The 21,798-nt window shown below is 52.7% G+C and carries 20 protein-coding genes; 6 read left to right on the top strand and 14 right to left on the bottom strand.

The features are described 5' to 3' along the window. Window positions 1–164 precede the first annotated feature (164 nt). Both ispG and KNP82_RS05115 read left to right on the top strand, forming a co-directional pair. Window positions 165–1,286: a flavodoxin-dependent (E)-4-hydroxy-3-methylbut-2-enyl-diphosphate synthase gene (gene ispG, locus KNP82_RS05120; RefSeq protein WP_021065716.1), complete on the top strand. Its 1,122-nt coding sequence runs from the start codon at window positions 165–167 to the stop codon at window positions 1,284–1,286. A gap of 71 nt (window positions 1,287–1,357) precedes the next feature. After that, on the top strand, window positions 1,358–1,939 hold the full coding sequence (locus KNP82_RS05115; RefSeq protein WP_236355694.1) for a hypothetical protein: 582 nt from the start codon (window positions 1,358–1,360) through the stop codon (window positions 1,937–1,939). Between the two features lie 50 nt (window positions 1,940–1,989). Here KNP82_RS05115 and KNP82_RS05110 read toward each other — a convergent pair whose 3' ends face one another. From KNP82_RS05110 to KNP82_RS05095, 4 genes are read right to left on the bottom strand one after another with little or no spacing between them, the layout of a single operon-like run. Next, complete coding sequence (locus tag KNP82_RS05110; RefSeq protein WP_214756522.1) at window positions 1,990–3,387, bottom strand: NAD(P)H-hydrate dehydratase; 1,398 nt, start codon at window positions 3,385–3,387, stop codon at window positions 1,990–1,992. A 58-nt stretch (window positions 3,388–3,445) separates the two neighbouring features. After that, window positions 3,446–3,856, bottom strand: a complete 411-nt coding sequence (locus KNP82_RS05105; protein WP_021065713.1) for a Fur family transcriptional regulator — start codon at window positions 3,854–3,856, stop codon at window positions 3,446–3,448. Next, window positions 3,843–4,706 (bottom strand): metal ABC transporter permease, encoded by an 864-nt coding sequence (locus KNP82_RS05100; protein ID WP_058763937.1) that lies wholly within the window; start codon window positions 4,704–4,706, stop codon window positions 3,843–3,845. Before KNP82_RS05100 ends, KNP82_RS05105 begins: the two co-directional genes overlap by 14 nt. Beyond that, the gene (locus tag KNP82_RS05095; protein ID WP_021065711.1) at window positions 4,703–5,461 is read right to left on the bottom strand and encodes a metal ABC transporter ATP-binding protein; all 759 of its coding nucleotides are present in this window, start codon (window positions 5,459–5,461) and stop codon (window positions 4,703–4,705) included. Before KNP82_RS05095 ends, KNP82_RS05100 begins: the two co-directional genes overlap by 4 nt. 189 nt (window positions 5,462–5,650) lie before the next feature. Here KNP82_RS05095 and KNP82_RS05090 point away from each other — a divergent pair, with 189 nt between their 5' ends. The 3 genes from KNP82_RS05090 (at window position 5,651) to KNP82_RS05080 (ending at window position 9,608) form a co-directional block, all read left to right on the top strand. Further along, the gene (locus KNP82_RS05090; RefSeq protein WP_021065710.1) at window positions 5,651–7,183 is read left to right on the top strand and encodes a Ppx/GppA family phosphatase; all 1,533 of its coding nucleotides are present in this window, start codon (window positions 5,651–5,653) and stop codon (window positions 7,181–7,183) included. Then, complete coding sequence (locus KNP82_RS05085) at window positions 7,180–9,345, top strand: RNA degradosome polyphosphate kinase (RefSeq protein ID WP_058763938.1); 2,166 nt, start codon at window positions 7,180–7,182, stop codon at window positions 9,343–9,345. The genes KNP82_RS05090 and KNP82_RS05085 overlap by 4 nt, the downstream gene beginning before the upstream one ends. 92 nt (window positions 9,346–9,437) lie before the next feature. Next, window positions 9,438–9,608 (top strand): DUF1427 family protein, encoded by a 171-nt coding sequence (locus tag KNP82_RS05080; RefSeq protein WP_021065708.1) that lies wholly within the window; start codon window positions 9,438–9,440, stop codon window positions 9,606–9,608. A 33-nt stretch (window positions 9,609–9,641) separates the two neighbouring features. Here KNP82_RS05080 and KNP82_RS05075 read toward each other — a convergent pair whose 3' ends face one another. The 5 genes from KNP82_RS05075 to KNP82_RS05055 form a co-directional block, all read right to left on the bottom strand. Beyond that, a complete protein-coding gene (locus tag KNP82_RS05075; RefSeq protein ID WP_251128647.1) occupies window positions 9,642–10,250 on the bottom strand; it encodes a hypothetical protein in 609 nt (202 codons plus the stop codon). Continuing rightward, window positions 10,207–11,109, bottom strand: coding sequence for a deoxyribonuclease IV (locus KNP82_RS05070; RefSeq protein WP_021065706.1), 903 nt, complete (start codon window positions 11,107–11,109; stop codon window positions 10,207–10,209). Before KNP82_RS05070 ends, KNP82_RS05075 begins: the two co-directional genes overlap by 44 nt. 81 nt (window positions 11,110–11,190) lie before the next feature. Further along, window positions 11,191–12,543 (bottom strand): DEAD/DEAH box helicase, encoded by a 1,353-nt coding sequence (locus KNP82_RS05065; protein WP_031199865.1) that lies wholly within the window; start codon window positions 12,541–12,543, stop codon window positions 11,191–11,193. Window positions 12,544–12,595: 52 nt separating this feature from the next. Further along, window positions 12,596–13,534 (bottom strand): sugar ABC transporter substrate-binding protein, encoded by a 939-nt coding sequence (locus tag KNP82_RS05060; RefSeq protein WP_021065704.1) that lies wholly within the window; start codon window positions 13,532–13,534, stop codon window positions 12,596–12,598. Then, entirely contained in the window at window positions 13,531–15,294 is a 1,764-nt protein-coding gene (locus KNP82_RS05055; protein WP_131471275.1) for an ATP-binding protein, read from the bottom strand. Before KNP82_RS05055 ends, KNP82_RS05060 begins: the two co-directional genes overlap by 4 nt. A 120-nt stretch (window positions 15,295–15,414) precedes the next feature. Between KNP82_RS05055 and KNP82_RS05050 the strand changes: the two genes are divergently transcribed. Next, on the top strand, window positions 15,415–16,368 hold the full coding sequence (locus tag KNP82_RS05050; protein ID WP_029595228.1) for a 4-hydroxy-3-methylbut-2-enyl diphosphate reductase: 954 nt from the start codon (window positions 15,415–15,417) through the stop codon (window positions 16,366–16,368). A 43-nt stretch (window positions 16,369–16,411) separates the two neighbouring features. Here the strand turns inward: KNP82_RS05050 and KNP82_RS05045 are convergent, their stop codons facing one another. The 5 genes from KNP82_RS05045 to dnaG all read right to left on the bottom strand — a co-directional run bounded on the left by KNP82_RS05045 (window position 16,412) and on the right by dnaG (window position 21,759). Then, the gene (locus KNP82_RS05045) at window positions 16,412–17,524 is read right to left on the bottom strand and encodes a Nif3-like dinuclear metal center hexameric protein (protein ID WP_214756525.1); all 1,113 of its coding nucleotides are present in this window, start codon (window positions 17,522–17,524) and stop codon (window positions 16,412–16,414) included. Beyond that, on the bottom strand, window positions 17,524–18,240 hold the full coding sequence (locus KNP82_RS05040) for a tRNA (adenine(22)-N(1))-methyltransferase (protein ID WP_021065700.1): 717 nt from the start codon (window positions 18,238–18,240) through the stop codon (window positions 17,524–17,526). The genes KNP82_RS05045 and KNP82_RS05040 overlap by 1 nt, the downstream gene beginning before the upstream one ends. Before the next feature lie 97 nt (window positions 18,241–18,337). After that, window positions 18,338–18,676: a cytochrome c550 gene (gene cccA, locus KNP82_RS05035; RefSeq protein WP_021065699.1), complete on the bottom strand. Its 339-nt coding sequence runs from the start codon at window positions 18,674–18,676 to the stop codon at window positions 18,338–18,340. A 132-nt stretch (window positions 18,677–18,808) separates the two neighbouring features. Continuing rightward, the gene (gene rpoD / locus KNP82_RS05030) at window positions 18,809–19,903 is read right to left on the bottom strand and encodes an RNA polymerase sigma factor RpoD (protein WP_021065698.1); all 1,095 of its coding nucleotides are present in this window, start codon (window positions 19,901–19,903) and stop codon (window positions 18,809–18,811) included. Window positions 19,904–19,938: 35 nt separating this feature from the next. After that, a complete protein-coding gene (gene dnaG, locus KNP82_RS05025; protein ID WP_353049054.1) occupies window positions 19,939–21,759 on the bottom strand; it encodes a DNA primase in 1,821 nt (606 codons plus the stop codon). Window positions 21,760–21,798 lie beyond the last annotated feature (39 nt).

Raw genomic sequence — 21,798 nt, 5'->3', positions numbered from 1 at the left:
GGTGGAAAATTATGAAGCATCTGTTAAGATAACGTTAGCGTTTCGTAAGAGCACATCTCGCAAGCGCTTGCCGGGTGCTTTTTCACAAACATTTCGTTATGATAATAAGGAAACCACTCATCTTAAATCGATTGGAACCTTTCCAAAAGAAGGAGATTACGTATATGTCAGAAATTCTGCATCGTTCATTAACCCGTCCGATTCGTGTCGGCAACCTCATCATTGGGGGATCGAATGAGGTCGTCATCCAGTCGATGACGACAACGAAAACACATGACGTCGAAGCGACCGTCGCCGAAATATTGCGTCTTGAAGAAGCAGGCTGCCAAGTCGTCCGCGTCGCTTGTCCGGATGAGCGCGCTGCCGATGCCCTCGCTGAGATTAAGAGCCGCATCAATATCCCGCTCGTCGTCGATATTCACTTCGACTACAAATTGGCGCTCAAAGCCATCGAGAGCGGTGTCGATAAGATTCGAATCAACCCGGGTAACATCGGTCGTCGCGAGAAAGTCGAAGCGGTCGTCAACGCCGCTAAAGCAAAAGGCATCCCGATTCGCATCGGTGTCAACGCCGGCTCACTCGAAAAGCAATTCCTTGAAAAGTACGGTTATCCGACGGCTCAAGGAATGGTCGAGAGTGCCATGCACCACGTCAAAATCTTAGAAGACCTCGGTTTCTATAACACAATCATCTCGCTTAAGGCATCTGATGTAAACTTGGCCCTCGAAGCGTATACGCTCGCAGCCAAGACGTTCGATTACCCGCTCCACGTCGGAATCACGGAATCAGGCCCGCTCTTCTCGGGATCACTCAAGTCTGCTGCCGGCCTCGGGGCAATCCTTTCGCTCGGTATCGGTTCGACGGTCCGTGTCTCACTATCTGACGACCCGGTCGAAGAAATCAAAGTCGCCAAAGAAGTGCTCAAATCGTTCGGTCTCGCGGCCAACGCGGCGACGCTCATCTCATGCCCGACATGTGGACGCATCGAAATCGACTTGATTTCGATTGCGAAAGAAGTGGAAGAGTATATCCAAAACATTAACGTCAACATCAAGGTCGCTGTGCTCGGCTGTGCGGTCAACGGACCGGGTGAAGCACGTGAAGCCGATATCGGCATCGCCGGTGCCCGCAACGAAGGCCTGCTCTTCCGTCACGGGAAAATCATCCGTAAAGTGCCTGAAGCCACGATGGTCGAAGAGTTGAAGAAAGAAATCGACGCCATTGTCGCCGAGAAACTTGCCGCTCGCGAACTCGAGGAGCAAGAACTCGCCAACCAATCTAACTAATCCTTCGCCCGCTCGGTTGCAACCGAGCGGGCTTTTGGTACAATAAGGGTTATGAGCAAGGAGGGACGAAGATGCACATTGGAATAGACCTCGACGGAACCGTCACGGATCCGCAAAGTTGTTTTCACTATATGAACGACGCACTCGGGTACGCCATCGATTATCATCAAGCGACCGAATACGAGTTGCATACGTATACCGATATGACGCAAGAAGCGTTTTGGCGCTTCATGATTGAGCAAGGCCACGAGGAAGCGATTTATCGTCGCTCACTTCCCCACTCTGAAGTGAACGACGTCCTTTGGCACATGCGAAAAGCACACCGTCTCCATTACGTCACGGCCCGCAGCGAAGCCGTCCGCGCCGTCACCGAGGAGTGGATTCGGCAGCATGAACTCCCACTCGACTCGCTCATCATGACAGGGAGCCATGACAAGGTCGGCGTCGTCAAACAGCTCGAACTCGACCTATTCATGGAGGACCGTTATGAGAACGCGATCTCGATCCATGAACAGACGACCATCCCGGTCCTATTGTTCGACGCGCCGTATAATCGCAAACCGTTACCGGATGGCGTGAAGCGGATCACATCTTGGAACGAGGCGCTCCACATCGTCAATCGCTTCGAGACGACCAAGTCTATCACCATTTAAAAAAAGCCCCATATACGTGGATAAGAATATCCACTGTATACGGGGCTTTTTTATATGCGTCCGATCGCTTCGATGACGTCTGTTGCGAGGACACTCGCCGGATGCATCTGCCGACTCGCGGCTTGTGCCGCCAAGGCGTGCCATAGGACGGCTTGTTCGTTCGGGGAAGACTCGGTGTCGATTCGGTCCGTCCGCGCCCAGAGCGCGAGCAACATTCCGGTCAACACGTCGCCGCTCCCTCCTTTCGAGAGCGCCGCGGCTTGAATCGTATTGACCGCCCCCGTCCCGTCTGGTTTGACAATCAGCGTATGCGTCCCTTTCAAGATGAGGTGAATCCCATGTTGCCGTGCGAAGTCTGACGCGATACGGAACCGGTCCGCTTCAATCTCGGCGACGGACCGTCCCGTCAAGCGAGCGAACTCTCCCGGGTGCGGCGTCAACGTGAGAGGACCTTCCGCTGCGAGATGTTCCGTCGTCAAGGCGCCCGCATCGACGATCAGCGGTTTCGATTGACGACTGACGGTTTGCCATAAACGGTCCGACCGTTCATCGTCGACGAGACCTGGCCCAATCGCCGTAGCCGCATACGTTTTGTCCGGTAATTCATCGATGCCATAATACATCGCCTCCGGTAAACTCGATGCCATGATGTGCGCCTCCGATGGGATGGCCAAGTCCAGTAAGCCAATGCCAGTCCGTAACGCCGCCCGGGCCGCCAAGAACGGGGCTCCAATCAAATGACGGCTCCCGCCAATCAAACATCCATGACCATATCGATTCTTATGACCGTACGGGTCGCGCTCGAGCAACCCCCGATCAAAGTCTGACTCGATCAACACACGCCATTCGGACTTGTGTGACAGTCCGATATCGACCATCTCGACCGTCCCATAATATGGGGCCGTCTGAGTTAAAAAGGCACTCCGCTTATAGCCGTGTAGCGAAAACGTCGTATCTGCCTTAACCGCATGTCCGTCAAATTCTGACGCCTCATCACTCGGGACACCGGACGGCACATCGATCGCCATGACCGGCGCCGACTGTTCACGCATCCAAGTGATGACGTCCCTCGCCTTTCCGGTGACCGGACCACGGAATCCGACCCCAAACAAGGCGTCGACGACATAATCGGCGTCTCGGGGCTCCTCGACGATGGTGACGAAACGGCGCGCATACGCCGCATGCCGTTCCCCTTCCGAAGACTTCGGTTCGCCAAATGGGGCATAGACAAAGACGTCACACCCTCGCTGTGCCGATTCTCGAGCCACGACCCAGCCGTCCCCACCGTTATTGCCGGCGCCGCAGATGACGAGCACCGACGAGCGTGGCCGGAAGGTCAGACGGGCCGCCACGGCTGATGCTGCCCGTTCCATTAACACGTCGGCCGGCATCCCTTGCCGGAGCGCCGTCGCATCGGCTTGTTTGATTTCGGCTGCGGTGTAAATCATCTCGACTCCCCCTCTCTTGATTCGACAAAAAAGGGATTGCATCCACAATCCCTTCTTGTCACTTACATTGTTTACAATACCCGTAAATCTCGAATTTATGATCGACGACCTCAAAATCAGGATCGAGCGTCTCGACATAGCGCATCGGGCAGAGCTCGAGCAGCTTCGTCTTACCGCAACCGCGGCAAATCAAATGGTGATGATGATGATTCGACCCGCACGTGACGCGGAACGCCTTCTCTCCATTCAATTCGGTCGCTTCGAGCAATCCTTCCTCAGCGAATGACTTCAAGTTGCGGTACACGGTGTCAAAACTCATCGTCGGATGTTTCGCGCGCATATAGTCGAGCACGTCCTTGGCACTGACGTAACGCTCTTCCGCCGCGAGAAAGGCAAACATCTCAATCCGTTTCGGTGTCACTTTGAGCGACGACGATTGCAGGCGGGTCAATTGTTCAGTTTCCTTCATAACGAACCTCCTTCTTCCGAGCGAGTCCGAGTCGTTCAGCCAGCATGACGACGGCTAAAATCATAACGGCGAGCAGAACGATGACACCACCCGGGGCGACATCGAGCTCATAGGCGAGGATGAGTCCGCCAATCGTCGCGACTTCTCCGAACACGATTGACCAGAGAATCGTTTGCTTGAAGCTGCTCGTGAACCGGAGCGCAGCCGCGACCGGTAATGTGATCAGACTCGAGACGAGCAGTGTGCCGACGATGCGCATGCTGACGGCGATGACGAGCGCGACGACGAACATGAACAGCACGTGGAGCATCGTACTCGGCAGGCCCGACACTTTCGCCTGTTCTTCATCGAACGACAAGAACAACAGCTGTTTATAGAACACGATGATGACGAGCAACGTGAAACCCGCCACCGCCAAAATCATCCAGATGTCTGATAGACTGACCGCTGAGATTGACCCGAACAGGAGCGTCGACAAATCGATGGAAAACCCGCGCGACAATGAGATGAAGATCGCACTGAGTCCCATCCCGGCCGACATCATGATCGGAATCGACAACTCTTGGAAATGGACGTATTTTCCGCGGAGCCAATTGAGGCCGAGCGCGGCGAGCACGGAGACGAGCGTCCCCAAGTAAAGCGGGTTCAAGTCGCTGAACAGCAGAATATACTGTCCGAGGAACAGACTGAACGAGATTCCGGCAAGCGTCATGTGGGATAACGCGTCGGCAATCAAACTCATCCGTCTGACGACGACGAACGAGCCGATGAGCGGCGCAGTGAAACCAATGACGACGGCTGCGATGAACGCATAACGTAAAAAGCTGTACGTGAACAGATCCGTGATCATGACGTACCTTCATGGACGAGCACTTTGACCGGATACGGTTTAATCGCCGTCAATTCGCCGAGTTCACTATATTCTTTTAATCCACAGTTGCAGGCCATACGCCCGTGATCGAGATGGACGACTTTCGTGACGAGGTCGGTGACGACGTTCAAGTCATGGGTGACGAGAATGAACGTACATGACGTGTGCTCACGCAACAGATGGAGCACCTCATAAAAATCACGCAAATGTTTTTGGTCGACCCCGACCGTCGGTTCATCCAAGATGAGCAAGTCCGGTTGGTTGACGATTGCTCGAGCGATAAAGACGCGCTGTTGCTGGCCGCCGGACAGGCTGCCGATTTTCCGATGTCGAAACTGCCACATATTGACCGTCTCGAGTGCATTTTGAATGGCCGCCTTGTCTTCGATATTCAACCGTTTGAACAGACCGAGGCGTCCATAACGGCCCATAGCGACGACTTCCTCGACCGTCACCGGAAATCCTGAGTTAAACGACGCGGCTTTTTGGGAAACGTAACTGATACGAGACTTGTCTTTGAACTGTCCTTGGGGACGGCCGAACAGTTCGACTGATCCGGTTTGCGGCGATAACAATCCGAGAATCGTCCGAATCAAGGTCGATTTGCCGGACCCGTTCTCCCCGACGACAGCGACAAAGTCGCCTTGTTTAATATCGATGGACACGTCCTGTAGCGCGGCGGTCCCATCGTAATGATAGGAAACATGATTTAATTTTACGACGGATGTCGTCATAAGCTACCCTTCTCTCGTGTGATAAATCGTAATCATTTCTACTTGCTTGGCGTCTGTATTATACAGAATATCAGTCTATGCTTCAAGTATAGAGGCAATGCGAGCCGATTGGCGGCGCACGAACTGAAATCCGTATGTAATTTTATGATCTTCGTTGTACACTAGAGATAACGCAGAGGGGGTTTTTCCGTGGAGAAAAAACTAGCAGTCATCGATATCGGGTCCAACTCGATTCGTAACGTCATTTTTGAAGTGAACGGCCACGGTCAGTATTTTGAACGGTTGAACGTGAAAGAAGTGGCACGGCTGTCGAGCCATATCACCGATGACAATGAACTGTCCGAGTCTGGCATCGAGGCGCTCATCGAGACGCTGAATCACTTTAATCGCTTGAACGAGCATCACGAAGTGAAAGAAGTGTTGCCCGTCGCGACGGCCGCCATCCGCAACGCCAGCAATTCCGAGGCCATTTTAGAAGAAGTCCGGCAAGCGACCGGCATGGAGATTCGGTTGTTGAGCGACTATGAGGAGGCGTTTTACGGCTACTCGGCCATCATCAACTCGACGTATATCGAGGACGGCTATTCAGTCGATATCGGTGGTGGTTCAATGGAAGTGACCTACTTCAAAGATCGTGAACTCGTCTTCTATCACAGCTTCCCGTTCGGAGCCGTCACATTGACCGAGGACTTCATGAAGGGTGACACGCTCACGAAAGACGAGCGTAAACAATTGACGACGTTCTTGAAAAAGTCGTTCAAAGAGATCGACTGGCTCGAGCCGCACGGTATACCGCTCGTCGGTGTCGGAGGCACGGCTCGAAACCTCGTTCGGGTCGAACAGTCGATGTCCTTGTTCCCACTCGAGGGAATTCATCAATACACGCTCGGGGCCGACCGCCTGCATGATGTCGTCGACGAACTCATACAAATGTCGCCGAAACAACTTGGGCGTCTCGACGGTTTGTCGAAGGACCGGATGGACATCATCGCCCCGGCCGTGACCGCCATCGATGAACTGGCGAAGTATTTGAAAGTTCCTGAGTTCATGATGAGCAACAACGGACTACGCGAGGGCTTGTTCTATGAGTACTACTTAAAGGAAAACAATCGGGTCCGTTTCGGTGACGTCAAAGAAGAAAGTTTCCGTCATTTCGAGAAGCAGTATGCCGTCGACCCGGTCCGTCATCAACACTTGATTCATCTCGCCCGCCAAATTTACACCGGCTTGATTGAGACGAAGACGATTAAGCCGAAACCGTTCGAACCCGGTCTTTTAGAAGGGGCGTGCCGGCTCGCTTATGTCGGGGAATATATCGACCATAATAACAAGAGCGACCACACGTTCCACTTGATTACGACGAACGATTTTAAAGGGATGAACAACGAGGACAGGCTCGCCCTCGCCTTGGTGACGTCCTATAAATCACGACGCCTGCTCGAACAACATATCGAAGGCTTCCCCGAATGGTTCGACTCGAAGATGTTGAAGAGCTTAGAGCTGCTCGGCTCCATCGTCAAGCTCGTCGACGCGCTCGATTTGACCGAACGTCAAGTCGTAGAGAACGTCGACGTATCCTCGACCGAGGAAGGACTTGTCTTCACGCTTCATACGCACACATCCCCGCGCTTTGAACTGCAACGCGGCATCCGCCATAAAAAACATTTGGAACGTGCGATTGACCAATCAATCGAGTTACGCGTAGAGGAGAGAGATTCATGACCATCTACTTACCCGAACATTTCAATAACCGTGAGCTCAGCTGGCTGAGCTTCAACGAACGCGTCTTGCAAGAAGCGATGGACGAACGCAATCCGCTCATGGAACGGCTGAAGTTTCTCGGCATCTTCAGCTCGAACCTCGATGAGTTTTATATGGTCCGTTTCGGCGGATTGAAAGACGAGGTGCTCGCCGGCTTCAACCGTCCGGAAGACAAGGCCGGTCTGACGCCGAAGCAGCAAATCAAAGCCATCTCCATCAAGGCGCAAGAGCTCGTCGAGGTCCAGTACGCGACATATAAGAAAATCCTCAAGCAGCTCGCCGCGGAGAACGTCCGTTTCTTGCGGCCGAAACATTTGAATAAGACGCAACTCGAGTTCGTCAAACTCTATTTCCGGACGCATGTCTTCCCTGTCTTGACGCCGATTGCCGTCGACGCCTACCGGCCGTTCCCGATGTTGTTGTCTAAATCACTGAATATCGCCGTCGAGATCGCCTCGACCGATGAAGGCAAGAAACGGCTCGCTCTCGTCCAAGTGCCGGCCGTCTTGCCACGCTATCTCGAGCTACCGACCGAGGATGAGGACCATACCGACTTGATGTTGCTCGAGGATGTCATCATCCAGTTCATCGACTCGTTGTTCAAAGGGTTCGAAGTCGAGTCGACGATGCCGTTCCGAATCACCCGAAACGCCGATATGCCGTTCCATGAGGAAGGCAGCCGCGACGTCTTGAAACAAATCGAGAAAGAGTTGAAGAAACGACGCTACGGGGTCGCGATTCGGCTCGAGGTGCAGCAACGGTCACTCAGTAAAGAGCTGTTGTTCATGCTCCAGGACGTGCTCGACCTTCATGACCGGGACATCTTCCTCGTCGATGGTCCAATCGATTTGACGTTCTTGTTCGGGGTCTATAATAAAATCGGGATCGAGTATGATGAGATGATTAACGAGACGCTCATTCCGTTCGTCCCGGAAGGACTTGAACCGGGGAAAGATTTGTTCCAAGCGGTACTGAAAAAAGATTACTTGCTCCACCATCCGTACCATTCGTTCGACCCGGTCGTCCGCTTCATCGCCCAGGCGGCCAAAGACCCGAACGTCCTCGCCATCAAGCAGACGTTATATCGGGTGTCCGGTGACTCGCCGATTATCAAGGCGCTGACCGATGCCGCCGAGAGCGGGAAGCAAGTGACGGTGCTCGTCGAATTGAAGGCCAGGTTCGATGAGGAGAAGAATATTCAATGGGCAAAACAGCTCGAGAAAGCCGGCGCCCACGTCATTTATGGCTATAAAGAGTTAAAGACGCACTCGAAAATTACGCTCGTCGTCCGTATTCTTGAAGGCGGCGTCTTGCAACGGTTCGTCCATCTCGGTACCGGCAACTATAACGACTCGACCGCCAAGCTGTACACGGACATCGGCTTGTTGACAACGAACGAAGAGCTCGCCGAAGACGCGACCAACTTCTTCAACTGGCTCTCGGGGTACGGAGAACGTCCGTCGTGGCATAAATTCGAGACGTCACCGGACGACATGCACGACTTCTTCCTTCAAAAGATTGAGGACGAAATTAAACTGCACGAGAAATACGGCAACGGCCGCATCGTCGCCAAGATGAACTCGATTACCGACAAGCCAATTATCACGAAACTATACGACGCCTCACAGGCCGGCGTCAAAATCGATTTAATCATCCGCGGCATCTGTTGTCTGCGTCCGGGCATTAAAGGCATCTCGGAAAACATCCGTGTCATCTCCATCATTGATCGCTATTTGGAACACTCGCGTATCTTCTACTTCTATCAAAACGGGAAAGAAGACTTATATTGTTCCTCTGCCGACTGGATGACCCGTAACATGCGCAAACGGATTGAGATTCTATTCCCAATCCTCGATGCGGGACATAAGTCGTATATTAAAGACATGCTCGCGCTACAACTCGTCGATAACGTGAAAGCCAGAATCCAGCGTGCTGACGGCAGTTATGTGTATTTGAAACAAGAAGCCGGACAAGAACAAATTCAATCACAAATCATCATCCATCAATACACGGGCGGCCGCTGGAACAACATTCCGAGCGTGTTTGAACGGGAACCTTCGAACTGGGCCGAACGGGAAGTCCTTCGCTTACGAGCTGAAAATGAGAAAATGACAGATGACTGATGTTAGACTTCTCAAACGAGAATGAACATTGTATAATGAATTCGGTTACCTGTTAATAAAGCGTTTTCATTTCGATTATGGAGGAATCATTCATGCAAGAAATCCTATTGTCATTGCTCGCTGGTCTTATTTGTGGCATGATTTTCACCGCTTTGAAGTTGCCGCTCCCTGCCCCACCCGTTTTACCTGGTGTCATCGGCATCTTCGGTGTGTTTCTTGGGATGAAAGTATATCAATTCGCACTCGCGAACTGGCCATTTTAATTCAAAAAACGAAGCCCGCGGGCTTCGTTTTTTTTACATATCGTAATGTCTTGCTTTGTGACACGTCGGGCAAAGCCATGTACCGCTTCCTGCTTCGAGATGATACTCCATCAGACGAACCCCAAATGCTCCAAAACGGCTCAAGTCATCCCCGCATGCCTCACAGACAGTCGTCGGGGCGAGTTGTAACCTCGCCTGCTCGTCCGCCAAATGGGCGCGGAACGTCTCCCGGGTCCACTTCGCAGAAGGGACGCGGTACCCCCGCTCCCACTTATCACGAATCTCGACGTCCGTGTCCCCTTCATACAGGCCCGTTCGCAGCAGCGGATGATGAAAGTCGAGGCCGATCACATCGACGAGACTATACGCCGTCACCTCGGGCGTTGCCTCCGTCCGCCAATAGCGGTCGAACGGGCGCTGCGTCTTCTCGACGAGCATGACTTCGACTTCGGCCACGATTCCATATCCGAGAATCTCAATCCACGCTGTCGCCTCGTCAATCTGCCCTTCCACATAAAACGGGCTCGCTTCTTGAAAATATGTCGGAAGCGCAGACCAGACGTCATATACGTTCGGGTTGATTCGGATGACGCTCATCTTATTGGTGCGCGAGCGTGAACTGTTCGCGCCACTCGGCGTCAAAGCGGTTCGCCCGGAACATCTCGATTTCCTGCTTGTATGGTGCCACTTTCGTCTTCTCACTGATTGGAATATATGGCGTCTCTAAAATCTTCGGCAAGTGGGTGAACGCCTCGTGATGGATGATGCGGTTCAACGTATCAAAGCCGATCTCCCCGTATCCGATATTCTCGTGCCGGTCTTTCTTCGCGCCACGGACGTTCTTCGAGTCGTTGACGTGGATGACACCGAGCCGATCCAATCCGACGATTCGGTCGAACTGTTCGATGACGCCGTCCAAATCACCGACGAGGTCGTAACCTGCGTCATGGACGTGACACGTATCGAAGCAGACCGAGAGACGATCGTTATGCGTCACTCCATCGATGATGGTCGCTAGCTCCTCGAACGTCTTGCCGAGCTCGCTGCCTTTCCCAGCCATCGTCTCGAGCGCGATTTTAACCGTCTCATCGCCAGTGAGCACTTCGTTCAAGCCCTCGATGATGCGAGCGAGTCCGACGTCTTCACCGGCACCGACGTGGGCACCGGGATGGAGCACGACATGGCGCGCGACTTGGAGCGCCTCGGCCCGTTTAATCTCGGCTGCTAAGAACGACACGGCGAGTTCAAACGTCTCGGGTTTCGTCGTATTGCCCAAGTTGATGATATAAGGGGCATGGACAACGATTTCCTCGATGTCGTGTGCCGCCATATGAACGAGCGCCGCCTCGATATTCAAGTCTTCAATCGGTTTGCGACGTGTGTTTTGGGGCGCACCCGTATACACCATCATCGTGTTGGCACCGTAAGATACGGCCTCTTCACTTCCTGCGAGCAACATCTTCTTACCGGAAACTGAAACGTGGGAACCAATTTTTAACATAGTCATTTCTCCTTCATTCTCATCTGTCTTTAGTGTACACAAAAAGAAGAATCGACTCCATGAAGTCGATTCTTCTTTTGCTTAGCGACGGTTCTTCTTACGAACTTCGCGACGTTCCTGACGTTGGCTCTGCATATGTTCACGTGAGGCCGTCTCTTTCAACTTATACTTGAACTTCTTCTTGTAACCAGGCTTGACCTTTTTCTTCGCCTTCTTGATTTCGCCCGCCATCCGGCTGTGCGCCGTTTGCGAGACTTTCATCTTCCGGTCGGTCGTGCGACGTTTGCGTGTCTTAATCTCTTGAAGTGACCCGTTCTTCACATCGACGTGCTTGAACGTGAAACCACGCTCTTCGAGTCGATTGATCGGACCGTTCTCGTGATCTTCATACAACGTGTACGCTTCACCCGTCTCACCGGCGCGGCCCGTCCGGCCGACGCGGTGCGTATAGAAGTCAAGGTCTTTTGGAATCCCGAAGTTGATGATGTGCGACACACCTTTAATATCGATGCCGCGCGCCGCCAAGTCGGTGGCGATCACGAACTGATATTTCGCGTCGTTAATGTCTTTGATGGCTTGCTTCCGGCGACGGGCTTGCATGTCCCCATGAAGCGTGCCGACGTTGAGTCCCGCCTCGCGGAACGACGTCTCCAACTCATCTGCATCTTGTTTCGTGTTTGTGAACACGAGACAGACGAACGGGTTAATCGTTTTTGCGATTTCGACCGTCAACGCCTTACGGTCACGGTGACGGACCGGAATGACGTGATGCTTGATTTTCGGAACGACACGGTGCTCTTCACTCGCTTCCGCGTAGCGTGGGTCGTGCAAGTATTTCTTCAAGAACGGCTGTAACTTCTCAGGGATTGTCGCTGAGAAGACCATCGTTTGAAGTTTCTCTGGCAACGACTGCGCGATGCGGTCGACTTCAGGCAAGAAGCCCATGTCAAGCATTTGGTCAGCTTCATCGACGACGAAGTGCGTGACTTTGTGCGGGAATAACGCTTGGACTTTCATCAAGTCGAGCAAACGACCTGGTGTCCCGATGATCAGTTGTGGTGGGTTTTTCATCTTGTCGATTTGTCGTTCCCGGTCAGTTCCTCCGACAATCAGACTTGTCTTAATATAGTCCGGCTGTTTGACGAGAAGTGTTTTCAACTCTTCGTGAATCTGCCAAGCGAGTTCGCGCGTCGGTGCGACGACGATGGCTTGGACCGATTCTTCTTTCGGATCGATTGCTTCTAAAATAGGTAAGAGGAACGCAAGCGTCTTCCCCGTCCCGGTTTGTGATTTCCCAATGATATCGCGGCCATTCATCGCAGCCGGAATAATCCGGGCCTGAATGTCCGTCGGTACTGTGATGCGCTTTTCTGTCAAGGCATCGACGATAAACGGTAACAATTTGAACTGTTGGAAGCTGTTCAATCGATACACCTCCTGTTTCTTTCCACTTTTCCTAGCATAGCGGAATCTAATCATTTGTCAATTAATCTTTTGCGAGCCCTTCATATAAATAGCTCGATGTGTAGTAGTGTGGTGCGATTTTTTTGCCGCTCAAATGTAGTTCGAGCGCTTTAAATCCGACCTCGATCATCTCGTTCGGAGATTGGACGACCGTCGCATTCACTTTGCCGTTGTGGATGAGCGGATAAATTTCTGTCACCCCGTCAACCGACACGAGCGTTTTGTCGCTGAGCCCATGACTTTCAAGGGCGCGGACGACACCGAACGTATTGTCATCGTTATGCGAGAAGACGGCATCGAACGGGATATCAGCCTCGAGCCAACGTGACATCTCAATCTCCGCTTGGAACGTATCATAGTTTCCGGTGATGGAAGCGACGACTTGAAGGTTGTCGTTCGCCTTATCATATTCCGTCAATCCGAGACTCCGGTCAATCGTCGAGCGGACTTTGGCCGTCCCGCGCACTTCGACGACTCGAATCGGACGGTCGAGCCCCGCGTGTTGGGCGGCGATATGGTTCGCCGCCATGCGGCCGATCTCGACGTTGTCGGACATGACGGACGTCAAGACGCTCTCATGGTCAATCATGCGGTCAATCGCGATAATTGGGATCCCTTCCCGCTCGGCACGCTCGAGCGACGGACGAATGAACGCCTCGTCGAGCGTCGTCACAAAAATCGCTTCGACCCCGCGGTCAATCAAGGCGTCCAACTTCTCTTTCTCTAACACCCGTGAGTCCTCGCTCGTCGTCGGGACAGGGATGAACCCTTTTTGATTCGCCGTCCTGACGAAAGCAGCCAACAATTTATTGGCGTGCTCATGCTTTTCACTGACGAAGACGAAACCGACTTCGTTGTTCTCACTCGAACGTTCCGGCAATTGAATCGAGGTGATCAGTAAAATCGTCAACGCCCAGACGACAGGTAGCCATAACCAGTAATGTTTGAATCCTTTCGTCATGGGTGCGACCGCCTTGGGATTTTAATCATCATGGCCGTACCTTCTCCTTCAACGCTCTCGATGTTCATGTCACCGTTCACGGCTTTCAAGTATTCGCGGATCATGTAGAGACCTAAGCCGTTGCCGTTCTCTTTCGTCGTGTAAAACGCCGATCCGACCGATTTGACTTGAGCCTCGGTCATGCCGATGCCGTTATCCTCAATCAAGAAGCGATAATCCCGCTCCGTGAACTGAATGGTGACCGTCACATTCCCGTCGGCCCCTTTCGAGTCGACGGCTTCGACCGCATTTTTGAACAAGTTGTAAATGATTTGAATGAGCATGTCGCTCGAGCAGTAAAACGGCGGCATGTCGTTCGGGAAGTTCAACTCCCAATTCGTGACCCGTTTATAACACTCGGCGTCGAGCAAGAATTCAAGGCGACTCGCAAACTCTGTCATATCGAGCCATTCTTCTTGCAGTTTCGCCTGATCTGGCTTGGCGAGCGTGAGCATCGTCGTAATCAAATGGTTGGCCCGGTCGAGCTCTGAGAGGGCGAGGTCAAGCATTTCTTGGCTGCTATGCCCCTCTTTCACCATCTGTAACGTGATTTGGACCGGTGTGAGCGGGTTGCGGATCTCATGAGCGATTCCGGCCGCAAGCTGTCCGAGCGAGGCGAGCTTCTCTTGCTGAAGCAACAGTTGTTGCTGGCTAAGCTGTTCCCGTCGTGCCGTCTCCATGCGGCGGGAATAGTCGTTATACGTATCAAGCAACGTCTCGACTTCTTTGGAGCCGGTCCGTTCTAGTTGAATCGGTTCGAGCGACTGCTGCTTCTTGATGTTTTGCACGAGCTCGAGGAGCGGGCTCGTCAACGTCTTCGACAAGAGCAAACCGACCATGATACTTAAAAAGAACGTGACGAGCGTAATCATTAAATATTGCCAGCGCGTCGCATAGACCGCCTCGTACACAGAATCAGTACTATGTTTGGCGAGGACGCTCCAGCCGGCGACGCGGGCGTCCGGTTCATACATGATGACGTCATCCTTAGTGCTGAAAATCGTCCGGACCGCATAGTCGTCCGTCGCCTCGATAATCGAGCGAGGCAGACGACGTTCCGCGTCCGTGACGAGATTGAACGACGTCGATAACACCTCGCCCCGCTCGTTCAACAAGTAAAGAATCATATCGTCGTTCGCCGATTCGAGCATGCGTCGATATAAATCGGAGTTGAGCACGCTGATGCTGCCGCCGAACATCCCGACCAACCGGTTATCCTCAAGGACCGGTACGTACAAAAATGTCCCGACGTCACCGGAGATGGAAATCGGTTCACTCATGAATAAGTCGTTGCCTCCACCGTTGAGCACTTCGTTAAACTTTGCATCGGCTTTCAGCGTCGTAGCCGGCACTTGACGTTGCGAGTACCATTTAAAGGCATCGTCCCGTAAATCGTAATAAAAAATCGAGGTAAAGCTCGTGCGCTGATTCAAATAGCCGGTTCGAATCCGTTCTTCGATATACGTCTCGTTTCCGACGTAGGCGCCGAGATAGACCAAGTCTTCATACAGTTTACCGAGTCGCGTCTCTAGGTTCTCGATACTTCCGTCAATCGCATAATCAAATTGTTCTTTCGCTAGCTCTTCCGCCCGGGACACCGTCACACGATCGGCAGAGAACGCTAGTGAAGAGATGACAAGTCCTAGTATAATGAAGATAATAAATGTAATCTGAAAGAAGTACGATTTTCGAACTTCAAGCAATGTTCTCAAGCGTTCCACGGTGTCCCTCCTTTCTAACCTTAAGATTATAGCATGAATACACGCAATTCTTTTCGTATTTTCGAAACAATGTTAGACTAATACGTATGAAAGCATCGCGAAAGGAGCGTTCCTTACAAAATGAAAGTTAAAAAAATCAGTCCACGCGGATACTGCTACGGCGTCGTCGATGCCATGAAGCTCGCCAACGAAGCGGTGGCCAACCCAGATTTACCGCGTCCTATCCATATACTCGGCATGATCGTCCATAACCGACATGTCACCCAAGCGTTCGAGGACCTCGGCGTCAAGACGGTCGACGGCGAGGATCGCATGAAAGCACTCGAGACCATCGACCGCGGAACGGTCGTCTTTACCGCTCACGGCATCTCGCCGCTCGTACGTAAACGTGCCATCGAGAAAGGATTGACGATTGTCGATGCCTCGTGCCCGGACGTCTTGGTCACGCACGATTTGATTCGTGAAAAGACGGCCCTCGACTATGAGGTCATCTATATCGGGAAGCACGGACACCCGGAACCAGAGGGTGCCATGGGCGTCGCCCCGGGCAAAGTTCATCTCGTACAATATGAACGGGATTTCGAGGCGTTGCCGGCCCATCTCTATGAGACGAAAATCCTCGTCACGAACCAGACGACGATGAGTCAATGGGACGTCTCGGCCTTGATCGAAATGATTCAAGAGCGTTATCCACACGTCGAAGTGCATAATGAGATCTGTAACGCGACACAAGTCCGTCAAGAAGCGGTGGCCGAACAAGCCGGCGATTGCGAACTGTTAATCGTCGTCGGCGACCCGAAATCGAATAACTCGAACCGCCTGGCCCAAGTCTCTAAAGAGATTGCCGGCACGAATGCCTATCGCATCGGTGATTTGAGCGAGCTCGACCTGGCTTGGCTCGATGGTGTCGAGACGGTCGCCGTCACGTCAGGCGCGTCTACACCGACGCCGATCACGAAGAAAGTGATCGACTTCTTGAGCCAATATGACCCGCTCGATTTGAGCACACATGACAAGACCCCTTATCTCGAACTGCGCAGCATCCTCCCGAAAGTGAAGGCGCTCCGTAAATGAACACAACCCCCGTCCTCACCTGAGGACGGGGGTTGTTGCATCATCAATAGAAACGAAATGGATTCGTATCGGCTTCGGACACGAAGAATTCGACATCGAGCTTCGCACGTTCTCCTTTTTGCCGCATGACGTCGACGACACCCTGCTTCATGACACTCTCGACATGATGACCCGGGTCGACGACCGAAAGACCGAGAGCCATCGCGTCGTGCGCCACATGGAAATACAAGTCACCCGTCACATACACGTCCGCGCCTTTGAAATGGGCGGCCGACACGTATTTGTTCCCATCACCACCGAGGACGGCCACTTTCTCGATTGTCCGGTTCGGATTGCCAACGATACGCACCGCCTCGACGCCAAAGCTCGCCTTGACGTGCTCTGCGAACGCAGCGAGTGTGAGCGGGGTCGACAGACGACCAATGCGCCCGAGACCGAACACACGCCCCTCGATGTCGTCCCGAATCAAATCATAGGCGACCTCTTCATATGGATGTGCGTCCGTCATCGCCTTGAGTACTCGTTTCTTTTGGCTCTCCGTGACAATCGTCTCGATTTTCACTTCCTCGACATGTTCCATCTTGCCGTGTTGGCCTAGATAGGGGTCCGACCCTTCGAGTGGTGTGAACTGACCCTCTCCCGAGACGGTGAACTGACAGTCCCCATAATCTCCGAGACGACCGGCTCCGGCCCGGCCGAGCGCATCCGACACGGCTTGTCGATGCGTCGTCGGGACGAACACGGACAGTTTATACACCGGTTCTTCATACGTCGGGATGAGCACCGTCGGATCGACCAACCCGAGTGCCTCACTCATCCAGTCGTTGACCCCGCCCTCGCAGACGTCCAAGTTCGTGTGGGCCACATAGACGGCGATGTCATGCCGAATGCATTTCATGACGATGCGCCCTGCCGCACTGCGGTCGTTCACTTGTTCGAGAGCACTGAAAATCGGTGGATGATGGGCGATAATCAAGTCGACGTCTCGTTCGATGGCCTCATCGACGACCGATTCGAGCACGTCGAGCGTCACCATGACCCGATGTACCGGTTTATTCAACGTACCGATTTGGAGACCGATTTTATCGCCCTCGACGGCAAGATGTTTCGGGGCAAATTCGTCAAACAATTGGATGACATGGTTTCCGTTCGCCATTAGTTGCTCACCTCTCTCATTTTGTCACGTAACGTCTTGAACTCCTCCTGTTTCTGGATGAGCGCCTCGGTCTGTGCCCCCTCGGCCATTTGACCGAGCACATAATCGAGCTTGTCCGCTTCGCGTCCCCATTTCAGCTTGAACGCCTCAGGCCGTGTCTCGAGCAAGTAAGGTCCGAACATGAGCTGCCAAGCCCGTTCCGTTTCATCCGAACTATAGCGGGTCTCCGTACCACGTTCTCCGACGAGAATCTCATATACTTTATCGTTCTCTTCGACGATGGACTCGGCGATCAACACGAAACCTGCGTCGAGCAACCATTCGCGGACGTGTTGTCCATCCACGTTCGGTTGCAAGACGAGGCGTTCGACCGCGCCTAACTTGTCACGGCCACTCTCTAAAATCGACCGAATCAAACTTCCTCCCATCCCACAGATTGAGATACAGGTCGCCTCATCTGCTTCGAGGACGGCGAGTCCGTCACCGAGACGGACGTCAATCTGTTCAGTCGCGCCAATCAACGCGACTTGCGCTTTTGCCGCCTCCATCGGTCCGCGGTTCACTTCGCCGGCGATGGCTCGATTGACGATGCCTTGTTGGACGAGGTAGCACGGCACGTAGGCGTGGTCAGATCCAATGTCCGCCACTACGCTACCTTTCGGGATGAAATCGACGACTTGCTTCAGCCGCCGGTCTAACGTCACTTGTTCTTGCATAGGGACAACTCCTTTTTCTACTTCTTCACTATTAGGGTAACGAATATTGATAGCCAGGACAATAAAAAACGTACCCCGTTAGGAGTACGTTTCCCTCTTATTGTTCGAGCAACCAAGTCGCGAGCACGTCCGCCTCTTCGGCAGTCGCGAGGCCAGCTGGCATCGCACCTTTACCGTTGACGATGATGTTCGTGATTTCTTCAGCCGATAAACGTTCGCCGACACCAGTCAAGGCAGGACCGACGCCTCCTTCGAGATTTCCACCGTGGCAACCTGTGCAGCCTTTAGCCGCATACAAGTCTTCTGGGTTCATCTCAGTGACAGACGGACCTTCAGCAGCTTGTTGTGCTTGGTTTACGCCAAAATACGATAATGAGACCATGGCAATGATTGCGACGATCGCAATCGCTGCAAACGGTAACAATGGATTACGCATTGCATTTCCCCCTCATGTTCATTCCAAATTTCTACCCATCACTATTTTACTCAAAAAATAATAAAGAAGGAAGGAAAATCACTCATTTTCCTTCCTTTCTTCTAAAACTTCACATTTTATTCAAAAACACAATTAATCGAGGAAGTCTTTCAAGCGTTTCGAACGGCTCGGGTGACGAAGTTTCCGAAGTGCCTTCGCCTCGATTTGACGAATCCGCTCACGGGTGACGCCGAACACTTTACCGACTTCTTCAAGCGTACGCGTGCGGCCGTCATCGAGTCCGAAGCGGAGACGGAGTACGTTCTCTTCACGGTCCGTGAGCGTGTCGAGCACGTCTTCGAGTTGTTCTTTGAGCAATTCATACGCGGCGGCATCTTGTGGAGCCATCGCATCTTGGTCTTCAATGAAATCACCGAGGTGTGAATCGTCTTCTTCACCAATCGGCGTCTCAAGTGACACCGGTTCTTGAGCGATTTTCAAGATTTCACGCACCTTCTCAGGTGTGAGCTCCATCTCTTTGGCAATCTCTTCAGGCGACGGTTCGCGTCCGAGGTCTTGCAACAATTGACGTTGAACACGAATCAATTTGTTAATGGTCTCGACCATGTGAACCGGAATCCGGATTGTCCGGGCTTGGTCCGCGATGGCACGTGTGATTGCTTGACGAATCCACCACGTCGCATATGTCGAGAACTTGAACCCTTTCATATAGTCGAACTTCTCGACGGCTTTAATGAGGCCCATGTTTCCTTCTTGAATCAAGTCGAGGAAGAGCATGCCGCGCCCGACATAACGTTTCGCAATCGAGACGACGAGACGGAGGTTGGCTTCGGCAAGGCGTTTCTTCGCCTCTTCATCGCCTTGTTCAATCCGCTTCGCGAGTTCAGTCTCATCTTTCGCGCTAAGAAGATCGACGCGTCCGATTTCTTTCAAGTACATGCGGACCGGGTCATTGATTTTAATGCCCGGTGGGACAGATAGGTCGTTCAAATCGACCTCTTCGTCTTCTTTTTTCGATGGCGTCTCTTCGGCATCGGCCGCATCTTCTGTGACGCGGATATCTTTACCTTCTAAATCTTCGATGAAGTTATCGATAAAGTCTGAGTCCACCTCGAAATGGCTGAGGCGATCTTGAATCTCCTGCATCGATACGACGCCTTTTTTCTTCCCTAATTTCTCAAGTTCCTCTATGGCGTTAAATAAATCCTCTTTTTTCTTCTCTGCCATCTAGCAGTTCAACTCCTTCCAAACTTCCTCCACGTTCATCGTTCACGAAGCCGACGACTCCGGGTAATCAATTCTTGTAACTTGGATGCCTGGTCTACTATACTTTCGGCATCTTGTCCGATTTCCCTTTTCGCCCGCTCGATTTGACGCTGTTCCTCATAACTGTTTATGACCTTAATGTATTCATCTAAAACCTCTTCGGTCAGTTCATCCGGTGCGGCCATGAGTCGAATCTCGGCATAACGATTCGCATAGTCCGGACGTTGGTCACAATATCGTTCCATGAACGGAGGGGCGACCTGTTCGAACTCCTCGTGTGTCATGTCCTCGGAGACGATTTCATACAATGCCGTCGCCAACATCCGGTGCACCTCGTCCTGGTAGGACAGACCGAGGCGGTCCCGGACGAAACGAACCCGTTCCGGACCACTCAACATCGCCCGCAGCAATAACTTCTCCGCTTTGACGTAGCGTGGCTCGTTTGCTTTAGACGAACGCCGGCGGACCGGCTCCGGTTCGCGGACGGGCTGTGGGACGGCTTCTTTCGAAGACGTCTTCGGCATCCGCGACAATAACGTCTCGACCGGAATCTCAAATTCGTTGGCCAGCTTCTTCAAGTACAGGTCACGGCGAATCGAGTTATCCGTTTTACTAATTTCCACAAGCATAGATTCAATAAACCGTATCCGTTCTCCTTCTCGATTCATGTTTTTCCCACGCCGGAGCGTGCGGTTCATGAAATCGAGGACGGACAACCGTTCCGATTCGACCAATTTACGCCACTGTTCCGCCCCGTTCGTCCGAATGTAGTCGTCCGGGTCGGTCTTCTCAGGTAACATCAACACTTGCACGTCGAGCGGATAGCCTTCGAGCAAGCGGACGACTTTCATCGTCGCTTCCTGTCCGGCCGTATCGCCGTCGTAACAGATGATGACTTCTTCGACCATGCGGGCCAAGGCGCGGGCATGTTGGGACGAGAACGCCGTCCCGAGCGAGGCGACGACTTCTTTCGTCCCGGCTTGCGCGACTTGTAAGACGTCGACGTTTCCTTCGACGAGCAAGACACGTTTTTGTTTGCGCATCGTGGCGCGGGCCTGTGAGAACCCGAATAAGAGTTCACTCTTATTAAATAACGGAGTATCCGCCGTATTGACGTACTTTGGCTGTCGCTCATCGATCGCCCGTCCGCTAAATCCGACGATGGTGCCGTCTCGATCCGCAATCGGAAAGACGACTCTGCCTTCGAACCGGTCGAAATATTCACCGGATCTAGACTTAGAAATCAATCCCGCTTCTACCATGACCTCGAGGTCGAAACCTCTTCGTTCTAATGAATCCACGGTGAATCGGCGATGGTCGGGCGCGTAACCGATCTTATACTGACCGATGGTCGACTCCTCTAAACCGCGCTGCTGCAAATACGTCAATCCGACTTCGCCCGCCTCGGTCTTCATCAACACCTCGCGATACAAGTCGGCCACGACCCGATGCGCATCGCGCATCTGTTTACGGAGGACTTGGTCTCGCGATAATTCCTCGTCGCCCGACACGCCACCTTCGATTGCGATATTCGCTCGCGTGGCGAGGCGTTCAATCGTCTCTGGAAACGATAGTCCTTCCGTCTCCATAACGAACGTGAACACGTTCCCGCCGGCGCCGCATCCGAAACAGTGATACATCCCTTTCTCCGGGGACACGGAGAACGATGGGCTGTTCTCCGAGTGGAACGGGCAAAGCCCGACGAGACGATGTCCTTGCTTCTTCAATTCAACGCGTTCACTAATTAAATCAACGATATCTGTGGCTTGTTTTACTTCCGCAATGACTTCATCCGGTATGCGCGGCAACTTGACCACTCCCTATCCAAACTCGCAACGAAACGGAACGTTCACCAC

Origin of the sequence: Exiguobacterium sp. s26, from assembly GCF_018618235.1 — a bacterium.
Taxonomy (GTDB): domain Bacteria; phylum Bacillota; class Bacilli; order Exiguobacteriales; family Exiguobacteriaceae; genus Exiguobacterium; species Exiguobacterium chiriqhucha.
The sequence above is the reverse complement of the archived record's forward strand: the minus strand, read 5'-3'. Positions and strand labels throughout refer to the sequence as shown.